This window comes from Nonomuraea sp. NPDC050547 (assembly GCF_044457345.1).
Lineage (GTDB): Bacteria > Actinomycetota > Actinomycetes > Streptosporangiales > Streptosporangiaceae > Nonomuraea.
Map to the genome: position 1 here is coordinate 75,097 of NZ_JBITGW010000028.1, position 14,320 is coordinate 89,416.

Sequence of the window (14,320 nt, forward strand, 5' to 3'; positions counted from 1 at the left end):
CATGCTGACGCAGGACGACATCGACCGCGAGATCGCCGAGTGGCCGGCGCCGCCCGAGCCCTCCGGCCACCCGCGGCGCGACTACGCCCCCTACCGCAGCAGCGTGCTGCGCCACCCCAAGCAACCCCTGGTGCCGGTCAAGGACCCGGACGCCGCCGAGCTGCGCGGACCCGTCTTCGGCGTCACCGACGTGACCGCCCTGGACGCCGACCTGACCAGGCAGCACGCGGGCGAGCCGCTGGGCGAGCGCATCACCGTCGAGGGCCGGGTCACCGACCGGCAGGGCCGCCCGGTCCGCGGACAGCTCGTGGAGATCTGGCAGGCCAACGCCTCCGGCCGCTACCCCCACCAGCGCGACGACCACCCGGCCCCGCACGACCCCCACTTCTCCGGCGTCGGCCGCTGCCTGACCGGCGAGGACGGCGCCTACAGGTTCACCACGATCAAGCCCGGCGCCTACCCCTGGCGCAACCACCGCAACGCCTGGCGACCGGCGCACATCCACTTCTCCGTCTTCGGCAGCGCCTTCACCCAGCGCCTGGTCACGCAGATGTACTTCCCCGGCGACCCGCTCTTCCCCTACGACCCGGTCCTGCGCTCGGTGACCGACGCCGCCGCCAGGCAACGGCTGGTCGCCGCCTACGACCACGCGCTGTCGCAGCCAGAGTGGTCGCTCGGCTACCGCTGGGACATCGTGCTCGACGGGCCCGCCGCCACCTGGACGGAGTCATGACGCTCCCGCCCACCCCCTCCCAGACCGTCGGTCCCTTCTACGGCTACGCCCTGCCCTTCCCCGGCGGCGGCGACCTGGCGAGCGGCGGGATCACCGTGCACGGCCAGGTGTTCGACGGCGCGGGCGCGCCGGTGCCCGACGCGCTGCTGGAGTTCTGGCAGGCCGACGCGGCCGGTTCGCTGCGGGGCGCGCCGGGCAGCCTGCGCCGCGACCCGGTCACCGGGGCGGTCATCGGGCGGCACGGCGCGGACTTCACCGGGTTCGGCCGCGTCTCGACCGACGCCGACGGGCACTGGCTGCTGCGGACCGTGGCGCCGGCCAACGGGTACATCAGCGTGTGCGTGTTCGCACGCGGGCTGCTGCATCACCTGTTCACGCGGATCTACCTGCGGCCCGGCGCGTTCCCCGACTCGATGGAACGGGGCGGGACGCTGCTGGCCGTACCGGAGCGTACGGGTGTGTACCGGTGGGACCTGTGGTTGCAGGGGGAGAAGGAGACGGTCTTCCTTGAGTTCGGCTGATCTGGGGCTGTTGTCGCCCATGCGGGGGGTGGGCGAGGCCACCGGCGACCCGGCGGTGCTGCGGGCGATGCTGGAGGCGGAGCTGGCGCTGGCCAGGATCCAGGCCCCGGCGGAGGCGGTCGCGGCGATCGAGCGGGCGTGCGCCGCGCTCGCCGCCACCACGGAGCCGGCCGAGCTGGCCGATCGGGCGCGGTCCGGCGGCAACCCGGTGATCCCGCTCGTCGAACGGCTGCGCGCGGCGGCCGGCGAGCACGCGCGGTGGGTGCACGCGGGCGCCACCAGCCAGGACATCCTCGACACCGCGCTCATGCTCGTCACCCGGCGGGCGCTCGGCCCGCTCCTCGCCGACCTCGACACCGTGATCGCCGGGCTGACCCGGCTGGCCCGCGAGCACCGCGACACCCCGATGGCCGCGCGCACGCTCACCCAGCAGGCTGTGCCCACCACCTTCGGGCTCAAGGCGGCCGGATGGCGCAAGCTCGCGATCGACGCGCGCCGCCGCGTGGCGGCGCTCGACCCGCCCGCCCAGCTCGGCGGTCCCGCCGGGACTCTCGATCCGGCGCTGAGCGCCGCGTTCGCCCGCGAGCTGGGGCTCGCCGCGCCGCTCCTGCCCTGGCACGTCCTGCGCGCCCCGGTCGCCGACCTGGCGGGCGCGCTGGCGTTCACCTGCGGGGCGCTCGGCAAGCTCGCCGCGGACGTGCTGGTCCTGTCGCGCGGCGAGATCGGCGAGCTGTCGGAGGGGGTCGGCGGCGGCTCGTCGTCGATGCCGCACAAGCACAACCCCGTCCGCGCCGTCATGATCGCCGCCGCCGCGCGGCAGGTCCCCGCGCTGGCCTCCATCCTGTACGGCTCGCTCGCCGCCGAGGACGAACGGCCGCCAGGCGCCTGGCACGCGGAGTGGCAACCGCTGCGCGAGGCGCTGCGCCTGGCGGCCGGGGCCGCCCGTGACGCCGCCGAGCTGGTGTCCGGCCTGCGCGTGCATCCGGACCGGATGCGCGCCAACCTGGCGGTCCCCGGCTCCACCGGCGCCGCCGCCGACCTGGTCACCCGAGCGCTGGAGGACACGCCATGAGGCACCGGATCGACGGCCCGGCCGACGGCGAGCCGCTTCTGCTGGGCCCGTCCGTGGGCACGACCGCGCGGCTGTGGGAAGCCCAGGTGCCCGAACTCGCCCGGCGCTTCCGGGTGGTCCGCTACGAGCTGCCCGCTCTCGGCTCCGTCGGCGAGCTGGCCGAGGCGGTGATCGGGCTGGCGGACACGCTGGGGATCGGCGCGTTCCACCACGCGGGCGTCTCCCTCGGCGGGGCGATCGGGGCGCAGCTCGCGCTGACGCGTCCGGGGCGGGTGCGTTCACTGGCGATGATCTGCTCGTCGGCCCGTTTCGGCGAGCCGGAGGGCTGGCACGAGCGGGCGCGGCTGGTGCGCGCGCGGGGCACCGCTCCGCTGCTCGACGCCGCGGCGCGGCGCTGGTTCGCGGCCGGGGCGGGCACCCCGCGGGCCAAAGAGCTGCTGGACGATCTGGCCGGGTTCGACCCCGAGACGTACGCCGCCTGCTGTGACGCGCTGGCCGCGTACGACCTGAGGGGGTCGCTCGCCGCGATCGCGGCGCCCACGCTGATCGTCGCCGGGCGCGAGGATCCGGCCACGCCGCCCGCCCACGCCCGGCTGCTGGCTGACGGCATCCCCGGAGCGAGCCTGGTGGAGATCTCCGGAGCCGCCCACCTGGCCACCGTGGACCGCCCCGCGCAGGTCACCGCCGCCCTGCTGGCCCATCTGCCCCCGGCTGACGGCATGCGGGTACGGCGCGAAGTCCTGGGCGACGCGCACGTGGACCGGGCCGTCGCCCGCACCACCGCCTTCACCCGCGACTTCCAGGACTTCATCACCCGCTACGCCTGGGGCGAGATCTGGACCCGCCCCGGGCTCGACCGGCGTACCCGCAGCTGCGTCACGCTGACCGCGCTGGTCGCCGGAGGGCACCTGGAGGAACTGGCCATGCACGCGCGCGCCGCGCTCCGCAACGGCCTGTCCCCCGACGAGATCGGCGAGGTGCTGTTGCAGAGCGCGGTCTACTGCGGCGTCCCGGCGGCCAACGCGGCCTTCGCCGTGGTCCAGCGCGTGCTGGAGGAGCCTCCGTCAGGAGCGTGACGGAACCGGCGGCGTGTCCAGGTTCGGCAGCGTGAACGGGGCGGACTTGGCGGCGGGCTGATCGGTGCCGCACAGCCCCGTGAGCAGGTGCCGCGCGTGGGCGATCTCGCCCGGCTCGGCGGCCGGGTGCCAGGTGAGGTTGACGCCGGTCGAGGCCTGCCGCTGCAGGTTCTCGGTGGTGAAGGAGTTGGTCCCCATACCGATCACGCCGCCGTCGTGGCCCCACGCCTTGCCGCCGCAGGGCAGGTTCAGCGAGAAGATGCCCAGGCCGTAGTCGGCCGCCGACGGCGCTCCCTCGCCCGGCAGGACCGGAACGGTCTGCTTCATCTGCGCCAGCGAGGCCTGACTGACCAGCTTGCCCCCGAGCAGCGCCCGGTAGAAGCGGTTGAGGTCGGACATCGTGGACACGATCGCCCCGGCGGTCGAGCCCCACGACATGTTGAACACGGTGTAGTCACGCGGCGGGTCGAAGTACCCGAACACCGACGTGTACGCCCTGGCGTGCGGGCGCGGCAGGTACGGCGTACGCGGGAAGGACGTGTTCACCAGCCCCGCCGGGCGGATCACGGACCGGGTGATGTGGTCCTCGGCCTCCTCGCCGGTGATCTTGGTGATCAGCAGCGCGAGGACGATGTAGTTCGTGTTGGAGTACACCCCGGGCAGCTGTCCGGGTTCGCCGGTCTTGCCCACGCCCACTCCGAGGGTGATCAGCTCCTGCTTGGAGTACTGGCGGACCCGCATGGCCTCCAGGTCCTCCGGAACGGTGATCAGCGCCTCGTCGTAGTCGCCGAGGTGGCTGGTGTGGTTGAGCAGCATCCGCACGGTGATGCGCGCATCGGGCAGCAGGCCGGGCAGGTACGTCTCCACCGGAGTGTCCAGCCCGATGCGGCCCCGCTCCACCAGGCGCATCACGGCGGTGGCGGTGAAGCTCTTGGTGATGCTGCCCACCCGGTGGCGCATGTCGGGCCGCATCCTCTGACCGGTCGTCACGTCGGCACGACCGGCGGCGCCCCGCCACTCCTGGCCCCGGTACCGCACGTCGGAGTAGATGCCGTAGACGCCGCCCTTGGGCACCTCCTCCAGCGTCTGCCGCAACGCCCGCCGGTCGAGCCCCGGGTCGGCGGCGGCCGGGGTGGCGGTGACGGTCGCGGTGGCCAGGATCGCCGACCCTGCCACGACTGCGGTCAACAACTTCCTCGCGAGCATGATGAGCCCTTTCACGGAGTGACGCGGAACATCTCCGACCCTCCCAGCTCGAAGATCGTCCCGCCTCCGGCCCGATGCCGAACCCCGCCTCCTTCCCGAGGCGGATCGACAGGCTCGCGAGGAGGAGGTAAGCGCGGCTACGAGCCCACCTGGTCCGGGGCCTCGACCCGGGTGACCGTGACGGCCGGGCCGCCGGGCCGTCCGGTCAGGAAGGCCACGGATTCCTGGTAGGCGGGGTCGAGCCAATAGTCGGAGTGCCAGTACGCGATGGGCAGCCGTTCGCCGTGCTCGGGGCGGGCCGGGTCCCAGCAGTGGCGGTCGACGACATGGCTGCTTCCGGGACGGGTGACCGAGCCCATGAGCGGCCCGGTGTCCGACGCCGTCGTCGCCACCGTGGCCCACTCCGTGACGGGGCCTGTGATCGACCCCGGTCCTTTGGCGGTTTCTCCGGCTTCCTCGGGGTCCGCGGCCGCGTTCGGGATGCGGTGGAAGATGGGACCGCCGATCGGGTCGCTGCGGCGGTACAGGTTGATCCACGGCACCTTCGCCACCTCCTTCAGGCAGTCGGGGCCGAAGTAGGCGGGGAAGAAGGCCGCGTACAGGCGGCGCAGCGGGGAGCCGTGCGTCAGCAGGCTGACGCGCTTCTTCATCTCCGGGTCGAGCTGCATGATCGCGGCGACCGCGATGACGCTGCCCTGGCTGTGTCCCGACAGCAGGACCCGGTCGGTCTCGCCGGGGGCGAGCGTGCGCAGGCGGCGCAGCAGGTCGGGGATGACCCTCTCGGTGTAGCAGGGCGGGGCGAGCGGGTGGATGGCCCGCGGCCAGAACGTGCAGATGTCCCACGAAATCCCGATCGTCCGGCGCAGCCCGTTGTCGCTGTACGCCCGCCGGCCCAGCAGAACCAGCCCGACCAGCAGCGCGGCCAGCGCCCAGCTGCCGAGGGTGGCCATGAGCCCGGCGACCCCGCCCACGGGGATGAGCAGCTCGCGCTGGTAGATGACGGTCACCACGGCGAACCCCACCAGCCCGAACCCGGACAGCACCCCCAAGACCAGCCCGGCCTTGTCGGTCAGCGAGGCCAGCGCCCACATGCGCGCCACCGTGGTCTGGTTCTCCGCCCCGTACGGCTCCGCCAGCTTGGGCGCCAGCGCCGCGGCCACCCGGAGCCGCACGCACACCAGGACGACGCCCACGACCAGCGCGCCCACCCCCACGACGGGCAGCAGCGAGGCGGTCCACCAGGTCTCGTCACCCAGGAAGAGGCGGCGGCCGGGACCGTCGGCGGAGATCCCGGAGTTCATGGAGTCGGGGACCCCGAAGAAGGAGGCGGTCCAGAACACGACCCCGAGCCCGAGCGCGTTCACGCAGGCGGTGGCGGCCATCAGCACGAACCAGCTCGCCATCCCGCCCACCGGCCGCCGCGCCTCCCGCTGCCGGTCCATCAGCACCAGGCCCAGAACGACGGCCAGCAGCACCAGCGCCACCCCCGACGTCAACGCGAAGTTCACCCGCCCCAGCACACCGGCCGGCAGCCGGTAGGCCGGCGCCCCGTTGGGCAACCCGTTCAGCGCCACCAGGAACGTGACCACGAAGGCCCCCAGCCCCGCCCACCGCACCGCGACGCACACCCCGTCGAGCCACGGCCGGCCGGAGTCCGACCGGGGGTTGACGCGGCGGGCCACGCCGGGCAGGAGCACCAGCAGCATCGCGGCGACCTGCACGCCCGCGTTGGCGAGCGTCAGGGCCAGCCCCACCCCGATCCCCGTGTACGGCAGCGCCACCACCAGCCCGATCGACCCGAGCGCGAACGCGAGATGGAGCGCCCGCAGCCGCCCCACCGGCCCTTCTCCGTGCCACAACCGTGGCTGGGCGAGAAGGGCGGAGGTGGACTCGGCCCCGTTGGACGGCATGGCCGTACCCTCGTCGCGCTTCCAGGTCCGCCGGCCGATCACCCACAGCAGCACCACGACGGCGAAGGGCACCAGCGCGGTGAGCGCGAGCCGGGGCGAGATCTCATTCGGCCACAGCGCGTTCAGCCACTGCACCCACGACGGCGCGTCCGGCAGGGTGCAGCTCCGGCGGGCGTTCGCGCACTGCCAGCCGACGAGGTCCACGGCGGCCCGGGTCACCGCCCCGACCAGCGCCCCGGTCAGCAGCAGCGCGTAGAGCCGCAGCCCGGCCTCGGCCACGTCGCGCAGCAGGGTCCCCCAGCGCGAGGGTGTGCGGCCCGGGGACCGGGGCGCGGGCCGGGGCAGCATGAAGTACGCCAGGTTGACCAGCGCGAACGGCAGCAGCAACAACCACAGCGCGATCGTCTTGCCGCCGGAGGTGAGGCCGCCCCACGCGTACGCCTCCCTGCGCCGGATCCCGGGCAGGTCGGCGTCCGGGCCGGTCGGCTGCCCGCCGGGCCACCACCGCCGGTAGAACCCGGCCTCGTCGTCACCGCAGACCTGCCGCGGGTGGGGGTGGTTGAGGATGTCGGCGGGCGGGGTGCCGGAGACCCCGTGCACGCGCAGTTCGGTCACCCCGGCCGTGGTGGTGTCGTGGAAACCATCCATACCAGGCACGGTCCGGCATATCCGGGTATGGCGCATGAGTAGGCCCTACTCATGCGCTCCGTCGACAGCCTCCCAAGCCGGGCAGACCACCGGCCCGCACACCCGGCAGCGCAACGGCCGGCCGGTCGTCGTGGACGGCGACGCCGGAACGGTTGGTCTCTAGCGGCGAGGGCGGTTCCTGCGGAATGATCGAACGCATGTCGACGGTGGTGTTCGCCTCAGGCACGGACTATCCGGTGTTCCGCATTCCCGCGATCGTCCGCGCGCAGGACGGAACACTGGTCGCGTTCGCCGAGGGACGGCAGGCGATCAGCGACACCGGCGACATCGACGTGGTGTGCCGCCGCTCCTCCGACGGCGGCCAGAGCTGGGGCCCGCTCCAGGTGGTCACCAGCCACGGGAACGACACCGCGGGAAACCCGGCCCCCGTGGTCCTGCCGTCGGGCCGCATCCTCCTGCTCACCTGCCGCAACGCGGGCGCGGCCACCGAGCACGAGATCATGCGCGGCACCGCCGCCCCCCGCCGCGTCTACCTGCAGCGCTCCGACGACGCCGGCGCGACGTGGAGCCCGCCGGCCGAGATCACCGCCGCCGTGAAGCAACCGGCCTGGCGCTGGTACGCCACCGGCCCCGGCCACGGCATCGTCACCACCTCCGGCCGGATCGTCATCGGCGCCAGCCACTCCCGCCCGCCCGCCGCCGGTGACACCGGATCGGAGCCCAAGCACTACGGCGGCCACTGCGTCTACTCCGACGACCAGGGCGCGAACTGGCGGATCGGCTTCACCTCCTCCAACCCCAACGGCTACGTCAACGAGAACGAGACCACCCTGGCCGAACTGCCCGACGGCCGCCTCTACTTCAACTGCCGCGACCGCGGCGGCACCGGTCCCGGCAACCGCGCCGACGCCTACAGCCGCGACGGCGGCCAGACCCTTGAGCTCTCCTACCGCGCCCAGGCCACGATCGTCACCGCCGACGTCCAGGCCAGCGTCCTGGCGCTGCCGGGCGGCCGGCTCCTGTACTCCGGCCCGTCCCACCTCACCGACCGGGCCGCGATGGGGCTGCGGGTCAGCGAGGACGCGGGTCAGACGTGGCGGTTCGTCCGGCACGTGTCCGGGGTGCCCGCCGCCTACTCCGACCTGGTGCACCTGGGCGACGCGGGGGTCGGGCTGCTGTACGAGACGGGAAACTGGTCACCGTACGACCGCATCACGTTCACCACTCTGCCGGGCATCTGACCGCTCCCCGCCGCATCACGGAGGGATCGCCTCGATCGCGTTCCGCAGGCGGCGCAGCGCGGGCCCGAGTTCGGCCTGCGGCGGCGTGCCCAGGGCCAGCCGCAGCGCGCGCGGACGATACGGGCCGGTGACGAAGGCATCGGCGGTGGATTCGGCCTTCCGCCGCCCTTCGGCGGCTCCCAGCGGCTGCCGCGCCACGCCGGCCGAAAGCGCGGCCTGGAGATGATCCTCACCGGCGACCCCGTCCCGGCCACCCGCGCCGCCGAGCTCGGCCTCGTCAACGCCGTGGTTCCCGCCGGCGGGCTCCTCACCGCGGCGCGCGACCTGGCCGCCCGGATCGTCCGCCACGCGCCGACGGCCGTGGCGGCCTGCCTGCGCGCGGTCACCCGGGGCGTCAACCTGCCGATCGACGAGGCGCTCACGGTCGAGGCGTCAGCCTTCGCCGCCGCCGTGCCCACCGACGCCGTACGCGCCGGGCTGCGCCGCTTCCTCGACCGAGGCGCCTGACGGGAGCTCGCCGTACAGGCAGGTGACGTGGACGCCGTCGGCGTCGCGGGTCAGGTGGCCCCAGCCGGTCGGCAGCAGCAGGGGCCAGCGGCCGTGCCCCCGGTCCCGCACGGTGAGCCGCCCTGTGCCCGCGTCCCAGACGGCGCCGGACATCGCGTCCAGCACCGACCAGCCCGCCATGGCGCGCACGTAGTGGTCGCCGCACTCGATCTGGTTGTACGGGTTGCGCCGCCGCCCGTCATACCGGCGCCAGAGCCCGCCCAGGATGGCGTCGGCCTCCTCCGTCAGCCCCTCCCACAGGCAGTGCGCGGCGACCTGGTACTCGCTGCCCGTCCACACCTCGTCGCAGTACCGGGTCGGCACCTCGGGCCGCCCGCCCCGCGGCCACGTGCACATGAGCAACCCGGTGTCGCCGCCGTCGGCGAAGACCCGGTACGGATGCTCGAACCCCTCGAAGCCGGTACGCAGGTTGTGCCGCACGATCGCCCGCAACGCCGAGACCACGTGCTCGCGAGGCAGGATGTGGCCGAGGCCGAGCTGGTGTGCCCACCACTGCCCGATGAGCTGGTCGGACAGGCAGCCCGTCCCCCACTGGTAGTCGGTGCCGGGTTCCGGCTCCTGGATGTAGTACTCGCCGTTGAAGAGCCGTTCGTCGTACAGGGCGCTGCCCCGGGCGAACAGCTCGGGCAGGTCGTCGCCGAGGCCCATCTCGGCGGCGGCGCGCAGCGCGGCCAGCCACAGTCCGCCCATGTACGGGTTGAGGCCGTTCAGGTCGATGTCGTGCGTGGACGGCTGCACGCCGCGCAGCACGCCGGTCGCCTCCGGGTCCCAGGTGCGGCGGATGTGGCCGAGCAGCCGCCGGAGGGCGGGGCGGTGGTCGGCGGGGTCGCCGTGCCGTACCTCGCGAAAGGTCTTGAGCAGGGCGCCGAGCATGCCGTCGAGCGCGGGTTCGGTGGGGCCGCCGATGGGGACGTCCCAGAGCTGGCGCAGGTAGGCGGGGGCCAGGACGCGGTGCGGGAGGTAGCCCTGCGGCGCCTGCGTGACGCCGAACTCGGTGGCCCGCATGTCGCGCTCCAGCGTGGGGAAGAGCTTGGCGACGGCCTGGGCGTAGTTCCACACGTGGGTGCAGTTGAGCGGGCACGAGCCGCCGACGTCGCCCGACCACATCGGGGTGGAGGCGCCGAGCACGCCTTCGAAACCGTAGAAGGTGCCGTCGGCGGCCAGGAAGCAGGAGGGACTGCGCAGGATCGCGGCCTGCGCGGCGAGGTGCTCGGCCAGGTCCACCGGCAGGCCGGCGAAGGTGCCGGTCCAGCGCAGCGAGTCGTCGCGCAGGCCGGTCCAGTGTTCCTGGGTGTAGGCGGCCACGTCGATGGCGTCGGGGAAGCGGGTGGCGTAGGCGTTGCCCAGCCAGAAGCGGGTCGGGCCCCAGGCGGGGTTCGGCGGGCCGAACTGGATGAAGTCCGCGTATCTATTGGGGAAGTGCCAGGCGAGACATATCCGGATCTGGGCGCTTGCGCCGGGTTCGAGGGTGACCGGTGCCACCAGGCCGCCGTTCCAGGTGTGGCCCGCCGGCGAAGGGCCCGGCCAGGCGCGGCCGATCTGGGGGTCGGGTGACCAGGACGCGTGCCGTACCCGATCGGCGTCGCCGTAGACGGCGCGTCCGGCGAGAAACGACAGAAACTCCTCCGGGTGCGCCCACTGCGGCAGGAACGACGCGTGCGGCGAGTCGGCCGACAGCACCGCCTGCCCCGCGCCCGGCGCGGCCGGGTCCACGCGCGTGTTCTCCATCACCAGCGCGCTCCACCCGCCGTGGCGGCGCACGCGGTTGGTGTTGCCGCCGTAGCCGGCCGCGCGCACGCCCTCGACCGCGGTGCTCCCGTCGTGCCCCACCGGATTCTGTACGGCCGCCGCCAGCCACACCTGCGCCGGCACGGCCCCGTCGTTGGCCAGCGTGAACGTGAACATCGCCACCGGCAGCGAACTGCGCTCCACGTCGAGCGGGATCAGCGGGTTGAACGCCTCCAGCTCCGCCCGCACCGGCAGCCCGTGGTACTCGATCCGGGCGAACGGATACAGCCCGCGAAAGGTCGTTCCCCGCACTCCCGGATGCCGCGTCAGCAGTTCCCGCTGCCACGCGGGCACGTGGTCGTCGTTGACCAGCGGTGTTCCCTCCGCCCCCGGCGCGGGGGGCGGCGCCTGCAGGATGACGGTCCTGTTCGCCGGCGGCTCCCACGTGCTCACCCGCAGCGCGAAGAAGGTGTACGGCAGGCCGCCCAGGTGGTTGCCCGAGTTCTGGAGCTGCCACTGGCGCAGCCCCCCGTCGGCGCAGATCGCGAGGTTGCCGGTGCCGATCCCGCCCAGCGGCATGGCCACGTGCCGCCCCCGCTCGTGCGGGATGGGCCGCGCCCTCACTTCAGCCCCGAGATGCGGATGCCGGCGATGATGTGCCGCTGGAAGCACAGGAACAGGACGATGACCGGCAGCGCGGCCAGCGTCGAGCCCGCCATGAGCAGGCTCATCTCGGAGCTCCGGTCGGAGCGGAAGGCCGCCAGGTACTGCTGCACCTGGAACAGCTCCGGATCGGTGATCGTCAGCACCGGCCAGATGTAGGCGTTCCAGAACGCCAGGAACGACGTCACCCCCACGACCACGAAGGCTCCTTTGGACATCGGGACGAAGATGTGCAGGAAGACGCGCCACGGCCCGGCGCCGTCGAGCTGGGCGGCCTCCTCCAGCGCGACCGGCAGCCCGAGGTAGTACTGGCGCAGGAAGAAGACCTGCAGGCCGGACGCGGCGCCGGGGATCACCAGGACGGCCAGCGAGTCCAGCATGCCGAGCTGGGTGACGACGACGAACGAGGTGAGCATGATCGCGATGCCCGGGACGAACATCGTGGTGATCACGACGAACCACAGCGTCCGTTTGAGCGCGAAGTCCAGCCGGGCGAAGGCGTAGGCGCCGAGCGCGTTGACGGCCAGGCTGAGCGCCGCGAACAGGACCGCGCCGGTGAACGTGACCGCCAGCGAGCGCAGGAACGCCGCGTCGCCGAGCAACTGGGCGTAGTTCTCCCAGCGCCACATCTCGGGGAAGAACTGGAACGGCGTCGCCACGACCTCGGTCCTGGCCTTGAACCCGGCCACCGCCATCCAGGCCAGCGGGAACAGCGCCGCCACGGTGAACAGGGCGGCGGTGCCGTACCTGATGGCTCGCCCGATCATCCGTCCATCGCCTTCTCCGATCGCACGAGACGGAAGATGATCGCGGAGACCGCGCCCAGGACGGCGAAGAGCAGCAGGGCGGCGGCGATCGAGTAGCCGATGTAGAGGTCGTTGGTGAAGTGGCGGAAGATGAACAAGTTGGGCAGCGTCGTGGAGTCGACCGGGCCGCCCTGTGTCATGACCAGCGGCAGCACGAGAAACTGCAGCGACGCGGCGAACCCGGTGACCAGCAGGAACAGGATGATGTTCTTCATGAGCGGCAGCGTGATCCGGAACATCTTGGTCCACGGTCCGGCGCCGTCCAGCGAGGCGCACTCGTAGTAGGTCTCGGGGATGTCGAGCAGCCCGGCCAGCATGATCAGGGAGGCGACGCCCGCACCGAGCCAGACCGCCGGCACCGCGACCGCGGCGAGCGCGGTGCCGCTCTCGCCGAGCCAGGCCGTGTCCTCCTGTTTGCCCAGCAGGCCGAGGAACCAGTTCAGCAGGCCGCCGCGGTGCGTGTAGATGAGCGAGAAGACGATGGCGGCGATCACCTCGGAGATCACCGCGGGGATGTAGATCGTCACCTTCATGAACGCGGCCATCCGCCGGCTGAGCGACTTGACCAGGACGGCGAAGACGAAGGCCACGGCCACCTGGGCCGGCACCACCATGGCCGAGAACGCCAGCCCGCGCAGCACCGCCTCGACGAACGCCTGGTCGGTCAGCACGTCGAGGTAGTTGCCGAGGCCGACGAAGACGGGCGACTCGTAGAAGCTCCAGGTGTAGAAGCTGATGTACGCCGCGTGGACCAGCGGCCAGAGGACGAAGACGCCCAGCAGGGCCAGGAGCGGCGCCAGCATGAGCAGCGCCGTCCCGGTGTCCCTTCCGCGCCTCGTCAAGATCCCTGGCCCGCGAGGTCGTTCTTCGCGATGAACTCCTTGATCTCGGCGTCGGCCGCCTTCAGCGCGGCGTCGATGTCCTTGCCCTGCAGCGCCTTCTCGATGGCCTTGCCGAAGGCCAGGCTGATGGCCCAGTCGTAGGTCGGCTCCGGCTTGGCGCGGGCGACCACCTGGTCCTCGATGGTCTTGGCCCAGGGGTTCTCCGCGGCGGCCGGGTCGTTCTTGACCGCGTCGGCCACGGCCGCGCGCGGCGAGTACTTGGAGAACTTCGTGATCTTGAAGTAGTCGACCAGCAGCCGGGTGTCTCCGGCCAGCAGCCAGCTGATGGCGTCGGCGGCGGGCCGCGCGTGCTTCGACTTGGCGTCCACGACGAGCGTCCAGCCGCCGAGGGTCGCGGTCGGCTTGGAGCCGTCGCCGTCGAAGGACGGCAGCGCGGCGGCGGCGATGTCCGGGACGAGCTGGGGGTAGTCCGACAGCAGGACGCTCGCGGCCCACGAACCGCAGATCATCATGGCCGCCTTGCCCTGGCCCATCGGGTTGGCGTCGGCGTACGGCGCGAGCGGCTGCTTGGGCATGATGCCCTGCTGGTAGAGGGTCTGGTAGACCCGCAGAAGCTGCCGGTACGCCGGGTCGCTCGCCCGCGGCGCCGCCCAGTCGTCGCTGATGGGCAGGTGGGAGGCGGCGTTCCACTGCAGGCCCCAGGTGGACCACGCCATGTCGATCGCGTTGCCGGCGGTCACCACGCCCGAGACGTCCCTGGTGGTGAGCCGCTTGCCGTACGCGATGAGCTCGGCCCAGGTGGCGGGCGGCCGGTTGGGGTCGAGCCCGGCTTTGGCGAACAGGTCCTTGCGATAGAACAGGACGGCCGACGGCTCGACCAGCATCGGGTAGGCGAACTTGCGGCCCTTGTACTCCACCGAGCGCAGCACGGGTTCCTGCAGCCCGGTCCACTTGCCCGCCGGGATGAGCGGGTCGAGCGCCTGGATCTGGCCGGTGCGGGCGAAACCCGGCGCCTTGCTGTAGTTGAGCGTGTAGAGGTCGGGCGCCTTGCCCGCGGCCTGGGCCGCCTTCATCTTCTGGTCCCATGCGTCGGCAGGGACGATCTGGTGCTTGAGTACGACCTTGTCCTGCGCCTGGTTGTAGGCCGCCACGGCCTTCTTGTACCAGGCGTCCTCCTGGTCGGTGAACTTCTGCTGCCACAGGGTGATCTCGGTCCTGCCGCCGGGCCGCTTGTCCGCGCCGGATCCGCAGCCGAGCGCCAGCACCGCCGCGCCCGCCAGGCACGCGGTCAGCCGGATGACTCGCAC

At 72.8% G+C, this 14,320-nt stretch carries 13 protein-coding genes; 6 read left to right on the plus strand and 7 right to left on the minus strand.

Annotated features, from left to right (window positions below; genetic code table 11):
* The first annotated feature begins 1 nt into the window (after nucleotide 1).
* The 4 genes from pcaH to pcaC are packed head-to-tail and all read left to right on the plus strand — an operon-like array spanning nucleotide 2 to nucleotide 3,402.
* Complete coding sequence (gene pcaH / locus ACIBHY_RS49410) at nucleotides 2-733, plus strand: protocatechuate 3,4-dioxygenase subunit beta (RefSeq protein WP_397248971.1); 732 nt, start codon at nucleotides 2-4, stop codon at nucleotides 731-733.
* Nucleotides 730-1,254, plus strand: a complete 525-nt coding sequence (locus ACIBHY_RS49415; RefSeq protein WP_397310429.1) for a protocatechuate 3,4-dioxygenase subunit alpha — start codon at nucleotides 730-732, stop codon at nucleotides 1,252-1,254. The genes pcaH and ACIBHY_RS49415 overlap by 4 nt, the downstream gene beginning before the upstream one ends.
* Complete coding sequence (locus ACIBHY_RS49420; RefSeq protein ID WP_397310430.1) at nucleotides 1,241-2,326, plus strand: lyase family protein; 1,086 nt, start codon at nucleotides 1,241-1,243, stop codon at nucleotides 2,324-2,326. The genes ACIBHY_RS49415 and ACIBHY_RS49420 overlap by 14 nt, the downstream gene beginning before the upstream one ends.
* Nucleotides 2,323-3,402, plus strand: a complete 1,080-nt coding sequence (gene pcaC / locus ACIBHY_RS49425; RefSeq protein WP_397310431.1) for a 4-carboxymuconolactone decarboxylase — start codon at nucleotides 2,323-2,325, stop codon at nucleotides 3,400-3,402. Before ACIBHY_RS49420 ends, pcaC begins: the two co-directional genes overlap by 4 nt.
* Here pcaC and ACIBHY_RS49430 read toward each other — a convergent pair.
* Together ACIBHY_RS49430 and ACIBHY_RS49435 are read right to left on the minus strand one after the other, a co-directional pair.
* Nucleotides 3,391-4,590 (minus strand): serine hydrolase domain-containing protein, encoded by a 1,200-nt coding sequence (locus ACIBHY_RS49430; protein WP_397248963.1) that lies wholly within the window; start codon nucleotides 4,588-4,590, stop codon nucleotides 3,391-3,393. The two genes, pcaC and ACIBHY_RS49430, sit on opposite strands and share 12 nt — an antisense overlap.
* A 155-nt stretch (nucleotides 4,591-4,745) precedes the next feature.
* Entirely contained in the window at nucleotides 4,746-7,166 is a 2,421-nt protein-coding gene (locus ACIBHY_RS49435; RefSeq protein WP_397310432.1) for a hypothetical protein, read from the minus strand.
* A gap of 197 nt (nucleotides 7,167-7,363) precedes the next feature.
* Between ACIBHY_RS49435 and ACIBHY_RS49440 the strand changes: the two genes are divergently transcribed.
* Nucleotides 7,364-8,407 carry an exo-alpha-sialidase gene (locus ACIBHY_RS49440; RefSeq protein WP_397310433.1) on the plus strand — a complete coding sequence of 348 codons (1,044 nt, stop codon included), beginning with the start codon at nucleotides 7,364-7,366 and terminating at the stop codon, nucleotides 8,405-8,407.
* Nucleotides 8,408-8,422: 15 nt separating this feature from the next.
* Here ACIBHY_RS49440 and ACIBHY_RS49445 read toward each other — a convergent pair whose 3' ends face one another.
* Nucleotides 8,423-8,605, minus strand: coding sequence for a hypothetical protein (locus ACIBHY_RS49445; protein ID WP_397310434.1), 183 nt, complete (start codon nucleotides 8,603-8,605; stop codon nucleotides 8,423-8,425).
* On the opposite strand from ACIBHY_RS49445, the gene ACIBHY_RS49450 reads away from it, so the two are divergent.
* The gene (locus ACIBHY_RS49450) at nucleotides 8,594-8,914 is read left to right on the plus strand and encodes an enoyl-CoA hydratase-related protein (protein WP_397310473.1); all 321 of its coding nucleotides are present in this window, start codon (nucleotides 8,594-8,596) and stop codon (nucleotides 8,912-8,914) included. The two genes, ACIBHY_RS49445 and ACIBHY_RS49450, sit on opposite strands and share 12 nt — an antisense overlap.
* On the opposite strand, the gene ACIBHY_RS49455 is transcribed toward ACIBHY_RS49450, so the two are convergent.
* The 4 genes from ACIBHY_RS49455 to ACIBHY_RS49470 are packed head-to-tail and all read right to left on the minus strand — an operon-like array spanning nucleotide 8,840 to nucleotide 14,320.
* Entirely contained in the window at nucleotides 8,840-11,326 is a 2,487-nt protein-coding gene (locus ACIBHY_RS49455) for a GH116 family glycosyl-hydrolase (protein WP_397310435.1), read from the minus strand. The genes ACIBHY_RS49450 and ACIBHY_RS49455 overlap by 75 nt on opposite strands.
* Complete coding sequence (locus tag ACIBHY_RS49460) at nucleotides 11,323-12,132, minus strand: carbohydrate ABC transporter permease (protein ID WP_397248955.1); 810 nt, start codon at nucleotides 12,130-12,132, stop codon at nucleotides 11,323-11,325. Before ACIBHY_RS49460 ends, ACIBHY_RS49455 begins: the two co-directional genes overlap by 4 nt.
* Complete coding sequence (locus tag ACIBHY_RS49465; RefSeq protein WP_397310436.1) at nucleotides 12,129-13,013, minus strand: carbohydrate ABC transporter permease; 885 nt, start codon at nucleotides 13,011-13,013, stop codon at nucleotides 12,129-12,131. Before ACIBHY_RS49465 ends, ACIBHY_RS49460 begins: the two co-directional genes overlap by 4 nt.
* Entirely contained in the window at nucleotides 13,010-14,320 is a 1,311-nt protein-coding gene (locus tag ACIBHY_RS49470) for an ABC transporter substrate-binding protein (protein ID WP_397310437.1), read from the minus strand. The genes ACIBHY_RS49465 and ACIBHY_RS49470 overlap by 4 nt, the downstream gene beginning before the upstream one ends.